The sequence below is a fragment of the Nonomuraea basaltis genome (genome assembly GCF_005893125.1).
Lineage (GTDB): Bacteria > Actinomycetota > Actinomycetes > Streptosporangiales > Streptosporangiaceae > Nonomuraea > Nonomuraea basaltis.
The window spans coordinates 1-19511 of record NZ_VCJS01000232.1; the positions used below are offsets into that span (position 1 = coordinate 1).

Annotated in this window: 20 protein-coding genes; 12 read left to right on the forward strand and 8 right to left on the reverse strand. The window is 71.4% G+C overall.

All coding sequences use genetic code 11. From position 1 onward, the window contains the following. Positions 1–897: hypothetical protein (locus tag EJK15_RS56355; protein WP_138718680.1), on the reverse strand; the 897-nt coding region annotated here is incomplete at its 3' end. 257 nt (positions 898–1154) lie between these two features. On the opposite strand from EJK15_RS56355, the gene EJK15_RS71815 reads away from it, so the two are divergent. The 8 genes from EJK15_RS71815 (at position 1155) to EJK15_RS56390 (ending at position 9705) form a co-directional block, all read left to right on the forward strand. Continuing rightward, the gene (locus EJK15_RS71815) at positions 1155–1301 is read left to right on the forward strand and encodes a hypothetical protein (RefSeq protein ID WP_171075136.1); all 147 of its coding nucleotides are present in this window, start codon (positions 1155–1157) and stop codon (positions 1299–1301) included. 13 nt (positions 1302–1314) lie between these two features. Next, on the forward strand, positions 1315–2358 hold the full coding sequence (locus tag EJK15_RS56360) for an AAA family ATPase (RefSeq protein ID WP_240777839.1): 1044 nt from the start codon (positions 1315–1317) through the stop codon (positions 2356–2358). After that, positions 2359–2706, forward strand: a complete 348-nt coding sequence (locus EJK15_RS56365) for a hypothetical protein (protein ID WP_206061769.1) — start codon at positions 2359–2361, stop codon at positions 2704–2706. Between the two features lie 773 nt (positions 2707–3479). Further along, positions 3480–5471 carry a zinc ribbon domain-containing protein gene (locus tag EJK15_RS56370; protein ID WP_138718682.1) on the forward strand — a complete coding sequence of 664 codons (1992 nt, stop codon included), beginning with the start codon at positions 3480–3482 and terminating at the stop codon, positions 5469–5471. Positions 5472–5741: 270 nt separating this feature from the next. Continuing rightward, a complete protein-coding gene (locus tag EJK15_RS56375) occupies positions 5742–6698 on the forward strand; it encodes a winged helix DNA-binding domain-containing protein (RefSeq protein WP_171075137.1) in 957 nt (318 codons plus the stop codon). 29 nt (positions 6699–6727) lie between these two features. Then, entirely contained in the window at positions 6728–7333 is a 606-nt protein-coding gene (locus EJK15_RS56380) for an RNA polymerase sigma factor (protein ID WP_240777840.1), read from the forward strand. Continuing rightward, positions 7326–8096 (forward strand): hypothetical protein, encoded by a 771-nt coding sequence (locus EJK15_RS56385; RefSeq protein WP_138718684.1) that lies wholly within the window; start codon positions 7326–7328, stop codon positions 8094–8096. Before EJK15_RS56380 ends, EJK15_RS56385 begins: the two co-directional genes overlap by 8 nt. Positions 8097–8151: 55 nt before the next feature. After that, a complete protein-coding gene (locus EJK15_RS56390) occupies positions 8152–9705 on the forward strand; it encodes a heparinase II/III domain-containing protein (RefSeq protein WP_240777841.1) in 1554 nt (517 codons plus the stop codon). Here the strand turns inward: EJK15_RS56390 and EJK15_RS56395 are convergent. Genes EJK15_RS56395 through EJK15_RS56410 form a run of 4 tightly spaced genes read right to left on the reverse strand, consistent with a single transcriptional unit; the run spans position 9678 to position 13407 of the window. Continuing rightward, positions 9678–10778 (reverse strand): FAD-dependent monooxygenase, encoded by a 1101-nt coding sequence (locus EJK15_RS56395; RefSeq protein WP_240777842.1) that lies wholly within the window; start codon positions 10776–10778, stop codon positions 9678–9680. The genes EJK15_RS56390 and EJK15_RS56395 overlap by 28 nt on opposite strands. A gap of 14 nt (positions 10779–10792) precedes the next feature. After that, positions 10793–11512: a maleylpyruvate isomerase family mycothiol-dependent enzyme gene (locus EJK15_RS56400; protein WP_206061771.1), complete on the reverse strand. Its 720-nt coding sequence runs from the start codon at positions 11510–11512 to the stop codon at positions 10793–10795. Further along, positions 11505–12329 carry a fumarylacetoacetate hydrolase family protein gene (locus EJK15_RS56405; protein WP_138718686.1) on the reverse strand — a complete coding sequence of 275 codons (825 nt, stop codon included), beginning with the start codon at positions 12327–12329 and terminating at the stop codon, positions 11505–11507. The genes EJK15_RS56400 and EJK15_RS56405 overlap by 8 nt, the downstream gene beginning before the upstream one ends. Positions 12330–12366: 37 nt before the next feature. Continuing rightward, positions 12367–13407, reverse strand: coding sequence for a cupin domain-containing protein (locus EJK15_RS56410; RefSeq protein WP_138718687.1), 1041 nt, complete (start codon positions 13405–13407; stop codon positions 12367–12369). 48 nt (positions 13408–13455) lie between these two features. Between EJK15_RS56410 and EJK15_RS56415 the strand changes: the two genes are divergently transcribed. Together EJK15_RS56415 and EJK15_RS56420 are read left to right on the forward strand one after the other, a co-directional pair. After that, the gene (locus EJK15_RS56415) at positions 13456–14208 is read left to right on the forward strand and encodes an IclR family transcriptional regulator (protein WP_138718688.1); all 753 of its coding nucleotides are present in this window, start codon (positions 13456–13458) and stop codon (positions 14206–14208) included. Between the two features lie 71 nt (positions 14209–14279). Further along, positions 14280–15092, forward strand: coding sequence for a Clp protease N-terminal domain-containing protein (locus EJK15_RS56420; RefSeq protein ID WP_138718689.1), 813 nt, complete (start codon positions 14280–14282; stop codon positions 15090–15092). 233 nt (positions 15093–15325) lie between these two features. On the opposite strand, the gene corA is transcribed toward EJK15_RS56420, so the two are convergent. From corA to EJK15_RS56435, 3 genes are read right to left on the reverse strand one after another with little or no spacing between them, the layout of a single operon-like run. Further along, entirely contained in the window at positions 15326–16444 is a 1119-nt protein-coding gene (corA, locus tag EJK15_RS56425) for a magnesium/cobalt transporter CorA (RefSeq protein ID WP_138718690.1), read from the reverse strand. A gap of 16 nt (positions 16445–16460) precedes the next feature. Continuing rightward, a complete protein-coding gene (locus tag EJK15_RS56430; RefSeq protein WP_138718691.1) occupies positions 16461–16931 on the reverse strand; it encodes a nuclear transport factor 2 family protein in 471 nt (156 codons plus the stop codon). A 7-nt stretch (positions 16932–16938) separates the two neighbouring features. Continuing rightward, complete coding sequence (locus EJK15_RS56435) at positions 16939–17823, reverse strand: amidohydrolase family protein (protein WP_240777843.1); 885 nt, start codon at positions 17821–17823, stop codon at positions 16939–16941. A gap of 34 nt (positions 17824–17857) precedes the next feature. Here EJK15_RS56435 and EJK15_RS56440 point away from each other — a divergent pair, with 34 nt between their 5' ends. Together EJK15_RS56440 and EJK15_RS56445 are read left to right on the forward strand one after the other, a co-directional pair. After that, a complete protein-coding gene (locus EJK15_RS56440; RefSeq protein ID WP_138718692.1) occupies positions 17858–18556 on the forward strand; it encodes a M50 family metallopeptidase in 699 nt (232 codons plus the stop codon). Positions 18557–18604: 48 nt separating this feature from the next. Further along, positions 18605–19511: serine/threonine-protein kinase (locus EJK15_RS56445; protein ID WP_138718693.1), on the forward strand; the 907-nt coding region annotated here is incomplete at its 3' end.

Sequence of the window (19511 nt, forward strand, 5' to 3'; positions counted from 1 at the left end):
GGGCTGGGCCGGGGCGGGGCGCGGCGCCTCGTCCACGGCGCGGGCGATGGCGGCCGGGTCGTGCCACGGCGCGGGCGCGTCGAACACGAACCCGTCGAGCACGGCGGCCAGCCGCTCCCTCGAGGCCGTCTGCGAGAACGTCCGCCATGTCTCCGTAGGCAGCAGCGTCAGGTTGCGGGTGGTGCCCGCCGAGTCGGCCAGCCGTCCGGCGGCGCGGCGGGAGGCGTCGCTGTAGGCGTAGATCGCCGCCCGCAGGTCGGTGCAGAACCGGTCGAGCTCGGGCCAGCGGGTCAGGATCGTGCCGTGCAGGCCCTGGGCGCGCCGGGCGATCTCCTCGGTGCCCCACAGCTTGGGCGCCTGCTCGCGCAGCTCCTCGATCGTCCCCGTGGTGAGCGTGATCAGCTCCAGCGCCCACAGCCGGAACGCCCGCGCCAGGTTGACCGCGCTCTGCCTGGCCTCCTCCATCGTGGTGCGCGGGTCGGCGACGTTGAGGTCCTCCAGCGCCAGCAGCCGGTGCATCTCCGACTGGCCGCCGTCGTCCATCATCCGCCGGATGAACATCAGCCCGACCACACTCGTGAACGAGGCCCGGTAGCGCAGCTGGTTGGGCTTCGGGAAGACCTCGCGGATCGCGCCCAGCCCCTTGAGCACCCGCAGCCGGTTGTCGAACTGGTCGCTCGGGTAGGCCCCGCAGGCGAAGCGCATCTGCTCGTGCGTCAGCCACTCCTCGCCCGCCTCCGCGAACGCCGCGAACAGCGTCTCGGCGATGTCCACCAGGGCCGGGTCGTCGACCACGGCGCCGCTGTCGCGGGCCAGCGCGGCGAACATCCGCCGGTAGGTCGACAGGACCGCTTCGTCGGTGAGGACGGCGTCGAGGGTCAGGGGCTGTTCGGACACGGGCTCTAAGGTACGGCTTCGCACCGACACTCTCGGAACTTCGCACCCGTCAGTCTCCGAGTTCACATTCCTATTCCTGGAACCCGCGCATCCCTGCTTCCGGAACCCAGGCACCACATTCCCGGAAGCCAGGCACCGCTACTCCTGGAAACCCGGCGCGGCTACCTGCCGGTACGCACGCCGAGGGACGCCTGAACGCTATGGTGATGCCCGATAATATGGGGGCAAACGGTAAGTATTCGTACGTACGGGGGTGAGTGACGGATGCGTATCCGCAGGCTCCGGGGCGACCGAGCCACGGCGTGATCGCCGGTGCGGCGGCCACGATCCTGGTCGCCGCGGCGCTGGTGGCGACTCCGGACGGCGGCTTCCCCGAGGGGCCGCTCTTCGAGCGCACCGACTGAGAAGGGGACTCAGTTGACTCAGTACAACTATCAGGACCAGTTCGAGCAGACCGCCCAGCCGTACCAGCAGCAGCCACCGCAGCCACCCCAGCAACCGCAGCAGACCGCCGTGCTGGCGCAGCAGTTCGCGCAGCGCTTCCAGTTGCTGGCCGGCAACATCGAGCGGATCATCCGTGGCAAGCACGAGGCCATCGAGCTGGCCCTGATCTGCCTGTTCGCCGAGGGGCACCTGCTCGTCGAGGACGTCCCCGGCACCGGCAAGACCACGCTCGTCCGATCCATCGCGGCCAGCGTGGACGCCGAGTGGCGGCGCATCCAGTTCACTCCCGACCTGCTGCCCAGCGACATCACCGGCGTGTCGATCTTCAACCAGGCACACCAGAAGTTCGAGTTCCACCACGGTCCCGTCTTCGCGAACATCGTGCTCGCCGACGAGATCAACCGGGCTTCACCGAAGACGCAGGCCGCGCTGCTGGAGGTCATGGAGGAGCGCCGGGTCACGGTGGACGCCGAGCCGCATCCGGTGCCCAGGCCGTTCCTGGTGGTGGCCACGCAGAACCCGGTCGACATGGACGGCACGTACCCGCTGCCCGAGGCGCAGCTCGACCGGTTCCTCATGAAGATCTCCGTCGGCTATCCCGACCACGTGTCCGAGGTCGAGGTGCTCAAGGGCATGCCGACGGGGCCGCAGGTCGAGCGGCTGCCGATGGTGGCGCGGGGTTCCGACGTGGCCGGGATGATCGACTTCGCCTCGCGGATCCACGTGGCGGACCCGGTCTACGACTACATCGTCTCGTTGTGCGCGGCCACCCGTACCAACCCGCACCTGCGGTTGGGCGCCAGCCCTCGGGGCAGTCTGGCGCTGCTGCGCGCGGCCCGGGTGAAGGCGGCCGCCGCCGGGCGGCACTACGTGGTGCCGGAGGACGTGAAGGCGCTGGCCGTACCGGTGATCGGGCATCGGCTGATCCTCTCGCCCGAGGCCGAACTACGCGAGATCACCGCCGGTGCCGTGCTCGCCGAGACCCTCGCCGGGATGCCGGTGCCTCAGGCGGCGTAGGTGCGAACCGCGCCACCTGCGGTGAGGGCCACCGTCGCGCTGACCCCGCTGGGCTGGGGCACGCTGGCCGGGGCGGTCGTGCTGTACGCGGCGGGCTTCGCGCTCGGCTATCCCGAGCCCGTCGTGCTGGCCACCGGCGGCCTGTTCGCGCTGGCCGCGGCGCTCGCGTGGACCGCTCCGAAGCCCAGGCTGGAGGTGCGGCGCGAGGTCACGCCGATCAAGGTGCCGCGCGGGGACGCGGCGGTGGCGGTGCTCACCGTTACGAATCTCGGCTGCGTCCTGTTGGGGCTACGTGCCCGGGACCGGATCGGCGCCGCCGAGCACACGATCGACCTGCCCAGGGTATGAACGTATGTTCGCTATGAAAGCCTGAGGCTCTACGACGACCCCGTCGTGGCTTTGTTGAGGTTGCGGCCGCTGCCAAGCGTCTGGGGTGTCGCCCGGCTACGCTGCGCCTGTAGGCCGAGCGGGGGCCGGAATCGCTTCGTGTGGGTCTGCACGTCTCGAACCGAGCGCGGCTTCGACGAAGCGGGCCTGAACGCGCCTTCGCCGATGTTGGCGGCCCTTGCGGTGCCGGAGCGGGTGGAGGTCGCCTATGTGCGCGTGTCTGGTTCGGGTGCGCAGGAGATCTCCCTGGCGGTGCGGGAAGACGAAGTGCGTCGCACCGGCCGGACCGGGAACGCGAAGCTCTGCAAGGACGCGGCCTTACGGCTGCGGGAGGATCGCCCCGGCTTGAGCAAGCTGCTGGCCGATGCTGTGGCGGTCACGTTCGTGTCCTCCGCTGGGGGCGCTGCGGATGGGGCTTCCGCGCGGTTATTGACTGGGTGTGCGAGCCGGTCTGGATCTCGTTGTCGGCGGTGCACATGGAACGTGGCCCGCAGCGCGGAGCGGGGCAGTCCGTGAGCGGTCCTTGGCGTTCGGCCTGAGCGCGGGTGCGGGCATTCCCCTGTGGTGAGTTGAGGGAACGGTGTTCGGCGGATGCTTGTCGCTCAAACGTTCTATCCAAGGAATGCAAACTCTTGGTAGCTTTACGGCTACACATCGTTGAGATGGGGCGGGAGTGGACGGGTGCGGGTCGTGCGGTACACGCCTGGATGCCGCCTCGGAACGGGGGCGGCGACGTGAGTAAGCTCACCGCGACCGCATCCTGCACCGCCCATTCAGCGGTGGTGGAGAGGACCGGCGAGGTCGTTGCTCAGGCGATGCTGGTGCAGCGGGTCGCCTGGCTGACCGGCCTGGCACGGGACCTGACGGCCCGCCTGGTCGCGGCCCGGTGGAATCCAGCGGATCTGGATGCACTGGCGTCTGGGGTCGGGCTGGACGGGCGCGTGTTGCCGTCGAAGGGCTGGATGGCGGTTCGGCGGCTGGGCTGGGGCGTAACCCCCGTCTCAGGCGTGTACGTCTGTGATCGGGTGCTGCGCTGCGCGCAGGAGCAGGCCGCCCGTGCCTTGCGGCTGGCGTTGCACCGCCGCACGCTGGTGGCGGCGATCGTGGCGAGTTGGCCGGCCGATGCGCGCAAGCGGAGCGGCGCGGAGTGGGAGGCGCTGCGCAGGCTGCTGCCGGACGGGGTGAGTGCGGCGGAGATCCGTAACCGCACCCGGCAGATCCGCGCCTACTGCGATGAACGTGGCGCTCTGCCGGCCGATCTGACCGACCTGGAAGAACCCCCGGACATTGCGGCGCAGATCGTGCTGGCCGCAGCCGACAAGCAACTCATCACCCTGCAGCGCACCGGCGAGCGCGGCGCCCGCCTGCGGGTGCGCCTTCCCCTGATCGCCTCTCCCGCCTCCGGTTGGGACTGGGCCTGGCACGTGCTGCCGATCACCCTGCCGCCCACCGTCCCGCCCCAGGCGAAGCTGTGCACCCCCACGCTACGGGTGAGCAAGGGCCGGGTGCGTGTCGATCTGCCGTTCCAGACCCCGATCGGCTTCGCGCCCGCCACCGGCCACGTGGTCGCGTGCGGGTTCGACTGGGGTGTGAACATGCTGCTGACCGGCGCGACAGGACGACTGACCGGCGGCCGGGTCATCTGCGACGGGCGGCCACTGACCTACGACGCCACCGGCATCTCCGCCAAGCTGCACCGGCTGCGGACCGAGCGCGAGCACCTTGCCGCCAAGCACGAGCAGTTGGAACGGCTGCTGGCCGGCCTCACGCCCGCCGACCCCCGTTACGCGAAGCTGAGTACGGCTTATGAGGTCCTCGGGGTCGAGCATGAGCGCGTGTGCGCGCGCATCCGGAACCTGAACAAGGCGCTGGCCTGGTCGGCGGCGCGCTGGGCGGTCGATCAGGCCGCCGCGGCCGGGGCGACGGTGATGTATCTGGAGGACCTGGCCACCCTGGAAGCGCGCGGACGCCGCGGGCGGGCGAACGCGTGGCTGTCGGGGCAGGTGCGCGGGCAGATCGTCGAGGCGATCCGGCACCTGGCGGCCAAGCACACCATCGCCGTGGTCACCGTCCCGGCCCGCGGCACCTCCAAGTACTGCCCCCGCTGCGGGGACGGCACGTCGGTGCTGCAGCATTGCCCGGCCCCGGACCGGCTAGCCGAGCGGGGCTGGGCGTGGGCGTGCTGTCCGGCCTGCGGGCTGTCGTGTGATCGGGATTGGGCAGCGGCCGAGCGGATCGTCGCCCGCGGTCTGCTGGGACAGCCCGCCACCCGCACCCACCGCACCACCGGGGAGCGCACCATCCTCACGGTGGTAGAAGGCAACGTGGCCCGCGCCCGCCGGCCGCGCAGACCCACCCGGGCGGCCCGCCGCGCCCGCCGCACCCGGACCGACCTGCACCCCCGACCGGCAGCACGGGGCAGATCCAAGAACCGCCCGACCCCGAAACGACCCGCACGCACCGCCAAGAACGAGGCGAAGAATGATTCGATGACCTCCAGCCGTGTGCCCGACCGGCGCACGGTGCCCGCCCCATTCCTTATCGGGAGTGGACAGCGTCCGGCGGGCCATGCACCCCAGCCCGGACGGCGCCTGCCGTCCCGGACAGGGCATGTCAGGAATTCTCACCACCGGACCGGCTTCCACCACGCCAAAGCCACCCCTGTGCTCGCACTCGCCGCGCACAGAGGCCGCCCAAGCCAGGCTACGCCCGTCCGAACTGCCTGATTCCTTCAGGGAACTATAGAGAATTCAAGACGCTGCCCAGGAACGGGGCGGTGTCGTACCCGCTGCCCACGGTCGTCCGCGGCGAGACTCCCGTCGGGCCGCTGGTGGTTGTGCGGGCCGACCCGTTCGGGCTGACGCGCCGGGTCAGGGAGTACGGCCGTCCCGCCACCCTTCTGGTACGTCTCCGCACCGTCCGCTGCATTTCAAACTTCGTCCGGTACGCTCCCGACGCCGTCACCGAAGACGCCTGCTCCTGCGATGATGTCCCGCATGAGGAGTGTCGAGGCGCAGCTCCTGCACCGCCCGCCCGGCCTGACGGCAGGCGAGATCGTCCGCCGTCTGACGGCGATGCAGGCCCAGGACGTCCCCTCCGCCCTCCTCGCCTTCCGCGCCCGCTCGGCCACCCTCACCACGGCGGACATCGACGCCGCCTGGCAGGCCCGCGAGATCGTCAGGACCTGGGGCCCGCGCGGCACCCTCCACTTCCTCCACGCCGACGACCTCCCCTGGATCCATGCTCTCATCAGGCAGAACACGAGCACCCTCCGCCGCCTCGCCGAGGAGGGCGTCACCGGTGACGACCTGCTCCCGCTCATCGCCGGCGCGCTCGAGGGCCAGGGCCCGCTCACCAAGGACGACCTGGCCGAACGCCTGGCCGGCCGGGCTCGCGGGCAGGGGATCGTGCATCTGGTGGCGCTGGCCGCCTACCACGGCCTGGCCGTGCTCGGCCCGCCCCGCGCAGGCAAGCCTACGTACGTGCACGCCGCCGACTGGCTGGGCGCCCCGATCGTGCCCGAGCCGGACCGGGAGCGCGCGCTGAAGGAGCTGGCCACCCGCTACCGCCGCGCCCACCATCCCGCCGCCCCCGAGGACCTGGCGGCCTGGTCGGGGCTGCCGCTCGGCGAGGCCCGCACGGCCTGGCGCCTGAGCACGGCGCCGCCGCCGCCCGCCGCGGAGGGGCCGTTGGCACGCCTCGCGCCCGCGTTCGACGAATACCTGATGGGCTGGCGGAGCAGAGACCCGATCCTGGCGCCCGAGCACGCGAAGAGGGTGTTCCCCGGAGGCGGCGTCCTGCGCCCGGTCGTGCTGGTGGACGGCGTGATCAGGGGCGTGTGGGGGAGGAAGGGCGCGCAGGTGAGCGTGCGGCCGTTCGAGGAGCTGCCGGACGGTCTGCTCGACGCCGAGATCGCCGACGTGCGCCGCTTCCTGACCGAACACAACGCGTGAAAGCAAACCGGTGTATCGGGTGATAACAGATGACCATTGATACATCGGAAGGCGTGCACATGACGGGGGAGACCATCGCGACCACGGTGCCCTGGGCCGCCCGCGCGCCGGGAGCCCTTGACGACGCCGAGGGGTTCGCCGCGGTGTTCGGCGCCTACTTCGGTGAGATCCACACCTACGTCGCCCAGCGGCTCGGCCCCGACAACGCCGAGGACATCGTCGCCGAGACGTTCCTCACCGCGTTCCGCAAGCGCGCGCACTACGACCCGGCCCGCGCGAGCGTGCGCGCCTGGCTGTATGGCATCGCCACCAACCTCATCGGCAAGCACCGCCGCCTCGAGGCCCGAACCCTGCGCGCGCTCGGCCGCTGCGGCCCCGACACGGACTCGCCGGGGCACGAGGACTCGGTGGCCGTCCGCGTCAGCGCCCAGAGTCTGCGCCCGGAGCTGGCCGCCGCCCTGGCCGAGCTGGACCGGCGCGACCGGGACGTGCTGCTGCTGGTCGCGCTCGCCGGGCTGAGCCACGACGAGATCGCGACCGCGCTCGGCATCCCGTACGGGACCGTCGGGTCGCGGCTGAGCCGGGCCAGGAAGAAGCTGCGCGCCCTCCTCGGCGAGGTGCTGGTCCATGGATGACCTGGAGCTCGTCCGCGACCTGTACGGCCGCCCGCAGCCCGGCCCGCACGCCGAGGCGAAGGTGTGGCGGCGGGTGGTGGCCCGCCGCCGGCGCCGGCGGCTGTCGTGGCTGGCGATCCCCGCCGTGGCGGCGGCGCTCGCGCTCGTCTTCGCCATGAACCAGCCCTCCGCACCCGGCCGGTCGATCCTGCTGGCGGCGGCCACCTCGGCCGCCTCCGGATCGGGCGGGACGTACTGGCACGTCAAGAAACTGCACGACGGCGACCGGGTGACCGAGCTCTGGGTGACCAGGCAGGGCGAGGCGTGGACCGCCGAACAGGGCCGGGTCACCCGGATCACCGGCAGGTCGCCGTTCAGCATGGCCGGCCGGGACCTGACGTTCGGGCAGATCCAGAGCCTGCCGTCCGAGGCCGGCGTGCTGCGGGAGCGGGTGGCCGCGATGCTGCCCGCCGGCTCGGAGGGGCTGCTCGCCGACGCGCTCAGCGGCCTGCTGTGGACCAAGCCGTCCGCCCCTGGCGTCCGCGCCGCCGCGTACCGCGCGCTCGCCGACCTGCCCGAGGTCCGCTACCTGGGCGCCCGCACGGACGCGCGGGGGCGCGCCGGTGAGGCGTTCTCCTTCGAGCTGCCCTCCGGCGCCCAGCGCACTCTGATCATCGATCCGATCACCTCGCAGGTGCTGTCCAGCGCGGACAGCGGCCAGGGCGGCCGCTCCGAGATCGTGCTCGGCGCGGGCTGGACCGACCGGGGACCGGATCTCCCCTAGCCCTTCCCGAGGCGCGGCGCGTGGGTCTCGCGCGCCCTGAAACAGGAGCCGCGACGTGTTCTGGCGTGCCCGCACGACCTCAGGCCGGGCCATCTGCCTGAGCGACCAGTTTCCCGGGATCAAGGTGGAGGAGGTGATGCGCGGGCGGGTCACGTTCGTCAGCCTGCCGGCCGTCGAGCTCGGCACGGACGTCGACTGGACCGCGAACCCCCATGGCAACCGCTCCTGGGCGCTGAACCTGCACTCGCTGCGCTGGCTGGGCCGCCTGGTCGCCGAGTACGAGCGGACGGGGCAGCCCGCGCACCTCGACCGCGCCTCCACCCTGGCCGGCCACTGGATCCGCGAGAACCCGCGCGGCGGCCCCGGGGTCAGCCCGTGGGCGTGGGCCGAGCACGCCGTCGCGCTGCGCGCGCCCGCGCTCGTGTGCCTCAGCGAGCACGTTCACACCCGTGCGCTGTGGGACAGCCTGGCCGAGCACGGTGAGATCCTCGCCGATCCCGCGCTCTACCGCGAGGGCCACAACCATGGCCTGGACCAGGACATCGCGCTGCTGGTCGTCGGCTGCCGCCTCGGCCGCGCGCGCTGGCGGGACCTGGCGATCCGCCGGATGACCGCCTCCGCCGGCCTGGCCATCGACGCCCAGGGGGTGCTGCACGAGCAGGCGCCCCGCTACGGCCTGTACGTGCACCGCCGGCTCGGCGTGGCCCTGCGCGCGATCCGCGAGAGCGGCGCCGAGCCGCCCCAGCGGCTGGTCGCCAGGCGGGCCGCGCTGGAGGCGTACATCGCCCACGCCACCCAGCCCGACGGTCGCCTCGTCCCCATCGGTGACAGCCCGGCCGACGCCCGCGCGGACGGCTTTCCGCGCGAAGGTCCGGTGGTGCGGGTGTTCGACGGGGGCTACGTCTTCGGCAGGACCGCGTGGGACGACCTCCGCTCCGCCCACTACTCGATCAGGTTCGGTCCGGGGCGGCGGCTGCACGGGCACGAGGACCACCTGGGCGTCACCTACAGCGCGCAGGGCCGCCGGATCCTGGTGGAGGCCGGGTTCCACTCGTATGAGAGGACCGGCTACGTGGAGTGGACGCGCTCGCCCGAGGCGCACAACGTGCCCGTCGTGACGGGGATCTTCCGGCCCGGTACGGCCACCCGCCTGCTGAGCTCGTCCGTCGGCCCGTCGCGCCAGTGCTTCGAGCTGGCCGACGACGCCTACGGGGTGACCAGGACCCGGCACGTCCTCGTCAATCACGGGCCCGACCTGATGGCCGTGCACGACTCCGTTCCCGCCGGGACCCTGCGCAGCCTGTGGCACTTCGACCCGGCGCTGAAGGTGATCTCCCGGGGCGACGGCGCGGTGGTGCTCGGCGACGGGGACTGGCGGGTGACGGTGCTGCAGTTTCCGGGGGAGGGGCAGGCGGTGCGTCCGGGCCTCGTCTGTCCTGGGTACCTGCGTACCACCGAGACCGTGACGGTGCTGTCTCCCGAGGCGGCGGGCGTGCTGACGGTGATCGTGCCGGGCGCCGCCGATCCCCGGGTCTCCATTTCCGGACATGTCATGACGGTCCACACATCGGGCGGGCCCATTCAGGTGCCGTACAGCCAGTCGACGTAGGTGTAGCTCGACATGTCCCTCGTCCGGAACAGCTCGTTGCGCAGCACCCTGGCCACGCCGTCCACGTGCCAGACGTCGCCCCACAGCCGCGCCGTCGTCTGCAGGCGCGCCGTGCGCGGGGCCCGGATCTCCTGGTACGCGGCCAGCGCCCGGTCCCAGTCCCCGCCCGCCGACTGCTCGGCCAGCACGTGGGCGTCCTCGATCGCCTGGCAGGCGCCCTGGGCCAGGTACTGCAGCATCGGGTGCGCCGCGTCCCCGAGCAGGGCCATCCGTCCCCGCACCCAGGTGCCGATCGGCGGCCGGTCGAGCATGGGCCAGTGGCGGTCCCGCCACAGGTACGGCAGGCCTTTGCCGATCGCCGTGCAGCAGCCGTCGAACGCCCGCTCCAGCTCGCCGGGGCCGCGGAAGACGGCGACCTGGTTGAGCAGCTCGCCGCCGCGCAGCGCGTACTGGACGAAGTGGTAGTCGGGGCCGAGGAAGGCGACCACGTCGGAGGTGTCGAAATCCTCCGGGAGCGGACACGTACCTCTATAAGCGACAAATCCGGAATCTTGGGGTTGGTCGGTCACGAGCTGCGCCCGCAGCCCCGACTGGAGCCCGTCCGCCGCCACCACCACGCCGCCCTCGTGCACCGACCCGCCCGCGCAGTACGCCCGCGCCCGCTCTCCCTCGGTCGCCACCCGCTCGACGTGCTGGCCGTTCACCAGCTCCACACCGGCCGCGCCACAGGCGTCGAGCAGGATGGCGTGCAGGTCGCCGCGGTGCGCCACGACGTACGGTGCCCCGTAGCGCCGCCGGAACTCCTCGCCCAGGTCCAGGTGGGTGAGCTCCTCGCCGGTCAGGGCGTCGCGGAACACCAGCCGCCGGGGCAGCACCCCGGCCGCGATCACCCGGTCGAGCAGGCCCCAGGCGGCGAGCAGGCGGGTGGCGTTCGGGCCGAGCTGCAGCCCCGCGCCGACCTCCCCGAACTCCGGCGACCGCTCCAGCACCCGGACCGACCGCCCGGCCCTGGCCAGCGCGAAGGCCGCGGCCAGCCCGCCGATGCCACCCCCGGCGACCAGCACCTCGGTCACCGACACCCCGCTTCTCAAAGCCAGCGCCCGATGGGCGGGGCGTCGGGCACGGGCGCCGGCCCACGCCCCGTCAGCCAGGCGACCAGCTCGGCGACGGTGCCCCGCACTTCCGGCCCGCCACCGCCCTTGGGCGGCCCGATCGCTTCGATCGGGCCCGCGCTCCCGGGCGGGGCGGTCACGTGCCAGACCGTGTCCCTGTCGGTCGCCCTGAGCACCATCGCCGGCCCCTCACCACGCAGCTCCAGCAGCCGCACCACGTCCGCGATCAGCGCGCCGACCAGCTCGTCGGGCAGGTCCTCGAACCTCCCGCCCAGGTCCACACCGTGCACCCACACCTCGCGCGTCCGCATCCACACGATCTCGGTGGCGGGTACGACACGCCCCTGTGCGGTCCGCACCCGCGCCCCCCACTGCGCCTCGGTCAGCCGCCCTAGATCCTCCCTCAGCTCCCCGGCGGTCTCCTTCACCAGCCTCGACAGCTCCCCGGCCGACGACCCGCCGGCCAGCTCCTCGATCTCGGCGTCCCGCGCCTGCGGTGAGGCGTACATGGCCCGCTCCTCACCGGTACGCGCCCAATGCACCAGCCGCCCCAGCGCGCGGGCGTTCGCGGCCATATGCGCCGCCACGTGCCGCCCTGTCCACCCTGGCAGCCCGCTCGCCCGATCGAGGTCGCCCGCATCCACCAGGGACTCGAAGTAGGCGGTCCCCGAGTCCATCCACTTGAGATCAACCACGGCGGCGCGCCATGTTCACCAGCTCCCCGATCCCCGAGATCCGCGTCACGACTTTGCTGCCGTCCGCCAGATACCGGGGCGGCTTACGCGCGTGCCCCACACCCCCGGGCGTGCCGGTGGCGATGACGTCGCCCGGCTGCAGCGTGAGGATCTCCGACAGGTACGCGATCAGCTCTGCGGGCGAGAACACCAGGTCATCGATGTCCGCCTGCTGCATCACCTCTCCGTCCACCTCGCAGTGCATGGTCATGGGCTCGCCCGCCAGCTCGTCGGGCGTGACGAGGTAGGGCCCGAACGGCGTACTGCCCTCGAAGGTCTTCCCCTGGAGCCACTGCGTCGTGCGGGTCTGGTAGTCGCGGGCCGTCACGTCGTTGAACACCGAATAGCCCGCGATGCAGGCCGGCGCCTGCTCGGGCGAGACGTGCCGTGCCGGCGCACCGATGATCACCGCCAGTTCGGCCTCCCAGTCCATGGTCTGGGAAGCGGCGGGCAGCACGATGTCGTCGTACGGCCCGATCAGCGCCTCGGCGAACTTCGCGAACACCGTCGGATACTGCGGCAGCTCCCGCCCCATCTCCAGGATGTGGTTGCGGTAGTTGAGCCCGACACAGATGATCTTCCCGGGCCGGGGCACCACGGGCGCGAGGTCGGCCGTGGACAGCGGGTGCCGGGGCCCGTCGGCGGCGGCCGCCACGTCCCGCCACCCGGGATCGGTCAGCAGCGCCCCGACGTCGGGGCGGCCGATCTCGACGGCGTGGTCGCCGTCGATGCGGGCGGCGGTCGTACGGCGCGGCAGCCGCAGCGTCGCGAGCTTCACGCGAACTCCCCTCGGCGCTGACCCTCAGATGGCAATTTCACGCCGGCTCCTCCCGGTACTGGTGCAGGCCCTCGAAAACGGGCGTGTCGGCAAAGCGGAACAGATCGAAACGGGTCTCGGCGCGGAACGACCACGCGCACCACGACGGCACCACCACGAGATCGCCACGCGTCAGCCGCCGCTCGGCGCCGTCCAGCGTGACGGAGCCCTCGCCGTCGAACACCTGGTAGACCGATGACCCCACCTCCCGCCGCGCGGCGGTCGCGGTGCCCGGCCGCAGCCGGTGGAACTCGGCCCTGATCGTCGGCATCACGTCGCCGCCCGTGGTCGGGTTCGTGTAGCGGACGGCGGCGTGGCCGGGCTCGACGGTCCCCGGGTGGCCCTCGTCCTCCAGCGCGAGCTGCTCGTCCAGCGCCCGGTCGGTGTGCTCCCAGCGGTAGGCCGCGATCGGCGAGCTCGGCGTGGCGCCGAGCGCCGACACGGGCCGAAGCCCGGGATGCGCCCACAGCCGCTCCGACCGCGACACGCTCGGCGTACTGGAATCGGTCACCTGGTCGGGGCCGAACTCGAAGAACGAGGTGTCGGTGTGGTGCACGAGCGGGATGTCCAGCCCGTCGATCCAGGCCATCGGCGCGTCGGTGGTGTTGTGGTGCCCGTGGAAGTGCCAGCCGGGCGTCAGCAGGAAGTCGCCGCGCCGCATGGCCACCGGGTCGCCGTTCACCACGGTCCACACGCCCTCGCCCTCGACGACGAAGCGGAAGGCGTTCTGGGTGTGGCGGTGCTCGGGCGCGACCTCGCGCGGGCCCAGGTATTGGATGGCCGCCCAGAGAGTGGGCGTCGCGTACGGCAGCCCGCCCAGGCCCGGGTTGGCCAGCGCGATCGCCCGCCGCTCCCCGCCCCGCCCGACGGGCACCAGCTCACCGGCCCGCTCGGCCAGCGGATGGAGGGTCTTCCACTCCCACACGTGCGGCCGGGCCCTCGGCTTGGGGTGCACCGGCATCAGGTCGCCGACCTGGGTCCATAGCGGAATCAGGTTCTCGGCCGCGAAATCGGCGTACAGCCTCTCCTCCGGGTTCATGGACCCCACGCTAGAGATACATTCCGCAAGACGCACTAGCATTCTGCTGTGAAGAACAAGCCGGCGTATGCCCTGGGCTCTGTCGACAACGTGCTGCTGCTCCTGCACATGCTGCGCGACCAGGGGCGGCTCAAGGTCGCCGACGTCGCCAGGGAGCTGGGCATCGCCCGGTCGACCGCGCACCGTCTCCTGGCGATGCTCGTCTATCGCGACTTCGCCGTCCAGGACGAGCATCACACCTACCTCCCGGGCCCGTTCTTCGCCTCCATGCCGGCCAACGCGGGCGGCTCGGCCCTGCGCGAGCTGCGCGCCAGGACGCGCCCCGCGATGGAGGCGCTGTGCGCGCGGTCCGACGAGACCGTGAACCTCATGATCAGGGTCGGCACCGAGGTGCGCTTCCTGGACAGCGTGGAGTCCTCGCAGATCCTGCACGTGGGCGACCGGCGGGGCACGATCCTGCCGGCGCGATACTCGTCCGGCGGCAAGGTCCTGCTCGCCGCCCTCCCCTGTGACCGGCTCCGGGAGCTCTACCCCGACCTCACCGACCCGCAGCGCGCCGCACTCGCCCGTGAGCTCGACGAGATCCGGGTACGCGGCTACGCGCTGAACGTCGACGGCACCGAGCAGGGCGTCTCGGCCATCGGCGCCGCCCTGCGCGACGGCCGGGGCTCGGTCGTGGCCGCGCTGTCGATCTCGGTGCCGTCGGCCAGGTTCGGGGCGGGCCGGGTGGAGACGTTCGCGGCGGAGCTGAGACGCGCGGTCACCGAGGCCGAGCAGGCCCTGGCCGGCTTCCCGGGCTGAGGGATCAGGCCTGTCCCTTCGGGATCGACGCATGTCTTGTCGTATAACCCCACAGGGGTTATATTAGGGGCATGCCTAAGATCAATGTCTATCTGCCGGACGAGCTCGCGGAGGCCGTCAAGGAGGCGGGCGTGCCGGTGTCGGCCGTCTGCCAGCGGGCGCTGGAGCAGGCGGTGCGCCGGGTGACCGCCATCAGGGAGACCGTTCTGACCGATCTCGACCTGGACGTGCCGACCGGGGCGCTGACCCATCTGACGGCCAGGACGCGTACCGTGCTCAAGCTCGCCGCCGACCAGGCCCGCGCGGAGGGGGCCACCAGCGTCGGGACCGAGCACCTTCTCGGCGGCATGCTGACCGAGGGCACCAACCTGGCGCTGCACGTCCTGCGCGCCATGGAAATCAGTCTTGACCAGGTAAAACGGGACCTCGACCGGCGCCACCCCGCCGCAGGACAACCCGGCCAGGAAGACGTCGCCTCGGAGGGCGTCACATCAGAGAGCGCCGCGCCGGAGGCGGGCTGGGCGCGCAACTTCGGCGGCCCCGCCGCCAACGCGCTGGAGTTCGCCGTCACCGAGGCGACCTCGCTCGGCCACAACTACGTCGGCTGCGAGCACCTCCTGCTCGGCCTGGTCGCCGAGCCCGACGGGACCGCCGGCCAGGTCCTGCGCGCGCTCGGCGCCGAGCCCCGCCTCACCCGGCGCGCCGTGGCCGCCGCCCTGGCCGGCTACGTCCACCTGCGCGCCCAGACCCAGCCGGGCGACCCCGCCGCCCAAGCCTCAGCTCAAGGTCAGGCCGCGATGCTCGCCACCGCGATCAAGAACGAGCTCCAGCCGCTCGTCCAGCGCCTGGAGCGCCTGGAAGGACACCTGGGACTGGAAGCCTGAGGACCCTCCGTTGAACCCCGTCGCCCGGCGACGCGCACTCACCGCGCTCCGCGTCACGATCGTGGCCGCGATCGCCGTCGGCCTGGTGATCGGAGCGCTGTGGTGAGCCGCGCCCGCCGCCACAACCCGCCGCGGCGCGCCGCCCCGGACATCACCCGGGGGTGCGCCGTGCGGGAGCTCGCCGGAGGACATCGGCACCCTTGCTTAGGGCCGGGTTTCCACCCGGGAAAACGCTAAAGCCAGTTCCGCCGTTTGAAGACCATGTAGAGGATCAGGCAGACGGCGGCCATCAGCACCACGGCGAACGGATAGCCGAACGCCCAGTGCGTCTCCGGCATGAAATCGAAGTTCATCCCGTAAATGGTGCCGACCAGGGTCGGCGCGAACAGGATGGCCGCCCACGCCGAGATCTTCTTGACCTCCTCGCCCTGCTGGATGCTCGTCTGCGTCAGTTTCGCCATCTCCGCGTTCTGCGCCTGCGTCACCAGCGTCGAGTTGACGACCAGGATGTTCTGCAGCATCTGGCGGAACGACGAGATCCGCTCGGTCACCGTGATCGCGTGGTCGGCCACGTCGCGCAGGTAGCTCTGCAACTCGTCCGTCACCCCGTATTTGGCCGCCCCTGCGATGAACCCGTGGATCATCCCGACCAGCGGCGCCGTGGCCCGCTGGAACTCGATGACCTCGCCGGACAGGTCGTACACACGGCGCGACACCGAGGGGTCGCCGCTGAACACCTCGACCTCGATCTCCTCGATGTCCTTCTGCAACCCGGCCACCACTGGCGCGTAGCCGTCCACCACGGCGTCGAGGATCGCGTAGAGCACGGCCTGCGGGCCCTGCCGCAGCAGATCGGGGTCGGACTCCATCCGCTTGCGCACGGCCTGCAGGTCGGGCGCCTCCGCGTGCCGTACGGTGATCACGAAGTTGGGGCCGACGAAGACGTGCACCTCACCGAACGCGACCTCCTCCACGTCGTCGAGGTAGCGGGCGGCCCGCAGCACCACGAACAACGTGTCGCCGTACCGGTCGGCCTTCGGCCGCTGGGAGCCGACGATGGCGTCCTCCAGCGCCAGCTCGTGCAGCTCGAACTCCTCGCCGAGCTTGACCAGCTCCCACTCCTTGGGCCGGTACAGGCCGATCCAGGCCATGCACTCCGGCATCTCCTTGAGGCGTTCGAAGGCGTCGGCCAGCGAGCCGGGGTTGTCGACGCGCTCGCCGTCCTTGTAGATCGCGTTGTCGATGACCGTCGGCCGGTAGGGACGCTCCTCGGCGGCGCGCGGGTCCATCGAGTGCTCGGGCGCTTCCTCGCGTACCTCTCCGCTGCGCCTGAACCCCTTCACCCTGGCCATGCCACCTCCAGAAGTCCTATGTCGAGAGCTCGTCGAGCTGCTGCGCCGCCCGATCCCTGATGGTCTTGCGCCACATCGGCGTCCAGCCGAACAACAGCCCGTGCGGCCGGCCGAGCGCCATCTTCGACCAGCGCCTGAAGTCGAACTCGTCGTGGTGGCGGACGATCAGTTCGTCCTCGAACCTGAACAGCGCGTCGATCTCGTTGACGACCCGCCGGCCCGTGCTGGAGAACGTGTACCGGGCGGTCCAGTGCGCCGTCCCGGAGTGGTCATCGGCCGTCACGTCCCGGTAGTCCGAGGTCACCCCGTCGCGCACGCCCAACTGGAGCCGCCACATCCGCATCACCCGGTCGCGACCCTCGACCTCCTGGAAGACGGGGTCGCCGAAGCTCACCTCGGGGTGGTAGCAGCTCTCCATGGTCGCGAGATCCGCCCGCCCGAGAGCGTCGTAGAAAGCGCTGATGAGCGCCACGTGCCGATCGTTCACCCTTCTATCAGATCATGGCCGCGCCATTGCGCCAGCACACAGAACGCAGCCACTCGTCTCCGAGGTCCAGCCGGGCGAGCGCGTCCAGCTGGTGCGCGTAGGCATGCGGAATGGTCGGGAAGTCACTTCCGAGCACCACCTTCCCCGCGAGCCCGAGATCACGCAGCGCGGGCCGCAACCGCGCCGGGAACGGCATGCCGGCCTCGGCGAAGTCGGTGAACGTCATCGTGGTGTCCAGCGCGACCCGCTCGTAGCGGGCGGCCAGCTCGAAGAACGGGTCGTACTCCGGCATCCCCAGATGCGCGATCACCGCCCGCAGTCTCGGATGCCCGCGCAGCACCTGGCCGATCGGCTCGGCGCCGACGTACCCGCCGGGCACGGGCACCGCGCTGGCGTGCACCACCACCGGCACCCCCGACTCCGCCAGCAGCCCCCAGACCTCATCCAGCTCCGGGGCCCGGGGATCGAACCCGCCGACCTGAAGGTGCATCTTGAAGATCTTCGCCCCCTCCTCCAGCGCCCGCCGCACGTAGCCCACGACGCCAGGCTCCGGGTAGAAGGTCGCCGACGGAAGGCATTCAGGTGTACGGCGGGCGAACTCCATCGTCCAAGCGTTGAGATCGGCCGCCATATCCGGCTTGTGCGCATAGGCGAGAGCGGGAAACCTGCGTACGCCCATCGCCCGCAGCCGGGCGAGCCGCTCCTCCACGGGCCATTCGTACTGGATCTTCCAGCCGTCGCCCATCAGCGGCCCGCCGTGGGCGAAGTGGTGCCACACCCGCCGCTCCATCCGCTCCGGCAGGAAGTGCACGTGCAGATCGATCAACCCCGGCAGCCCCAGGCCCCGCCACCAGTCCGGCACCCCAGCATCAGAATGTTGTTCTGTGGCCACGGTGACGACTTTACCGGGCTAGGGTTTCTCCTCGATGGACAAGTTCTGGGCGCACCTGATCAAGGTTCAGCCTGACCCCGACCCCTGGGTCATGGCGGTCTCGGCTCTGGCCGCGATCGTGATCATCGGTTTCCGCATGCCCTGGCAGCTGTCCCGGGGTCTGATCACGATCGCCCACGAGGGTGGCCACGCGCTGATGGCGCTGGTCACCCGGCGCAAGCTCGAAGGCATCCGCCTGCACTCCGACACCTCCGGCGTGACCCTGACCAGGGGCAGGCCCACCGGGCCCGGCATGGTCCTGACCGCGATGGCAGGCTACCTCGCGCCGCCGCTGCTCGGGCTGGCCGCCGCGTGGCTCACCGAGCAAGGGCGCATCACGCTGCTGATCTGGACCGTGCTGCTGTTCCTGGTCTGCATGCTGCTGCTGATCCGCAACCTCTACGGCGCCCTGATCCTCCTGGCCACCGGCGGCGCCGTGTTCGCCCTCATCATGTACGCCCCCGCCGAGGTCCAGCAGGTCGTCGCCCTCGTCGCGGTGTGGTTCCTGCTGCTCGGCGGGATCCGGCCGATCATCGAGCTGCAGCAGAAGCGGCGCCGGCGGCAGGCCAGGGACTCCGACGCCGACCAGTTAGCCAGGCTCACCTTCCTGCCAGGCGGCTTCTATGTGTTCTTCTTCTTCCTGGTGTCGGTCATGGCCGCGGCCTACGGTGCGTACCTCATGAACCCGCTCTAAGCCCCAAATTTCGCATTAAACTCGCCTGCAACAGAGGGGAGTACCGCCGTGCCGCCAGTTGAGGACGCGCCGGGCTACCGGATACTCGACCAGGCGGGCCAGGGCGGCTTCGCCGTCGTGTATCGCGCATACCAGGAGCGCCTCGACCGGGTCGTGGCGCTGAAGGTGCTGTCCGTCGACCGGGTCGACCAGCGCACCATGCGCAGGTTCCAGCGCGAGCTGCAGCTCACCGGCCGCCTCACCGGCCACCCGAACGTCGTCACCGTCTTCGACACCGGCGTGACGCGCTCCGGTAAGCCGTACATCGCGATGGACTTCTTCGAGAACGGCTCACTCCGCGACAAGATCCGCAAAGAGGGCCCGCTGCCGGTGCCCGACGTGCTGCGGGCCGGGGTGAAGCTGGCGGGCGCGCTGGCCGCCGTACACGAGGCCGGGGTCCTGCACGGCGACATCAAGCCGCAGAACATCCTCATCTCCCGGTACGGCGAGCTCGCGATCGCCGACTTCGGCGTGGCCAGAGTCGTGGACTCCTCGGAGATCTCGGCCACCTCGCAGGCCTTCACCCCGCTGCACGCCGCGCCCGAAGTGCTCACCGGCGCCCCGCACACCGCCTCGACCGACATCTACTCGCTCGGCTCGACCCTCTACCACCTGCTGGCCGGCCGGCCCGCCTTCCACAACCCGTCGGATCCGTCGATCGCGCCGCTGATGTACCGGGTGCTCAGCCTCGAGCCGCCGCCCATCAACCGCTCCGACGTGCCGCCGCTGGTCTTCGAGACGATCCTGCGGGCCATGGCCAAACAGCCCGAGCCGCGGTACGGGTCCGCGCGGGAGCTCGCGCGGCACTTGCAGGGAGTGCAGGCCGAGCTGAGCCTGTCGGTGACGGACCTGGTGGGCCAGGACCCGGGCCCGGGACCGGCCATGTCCACGGTCCCCCGGCCACGCCCGGACCTGG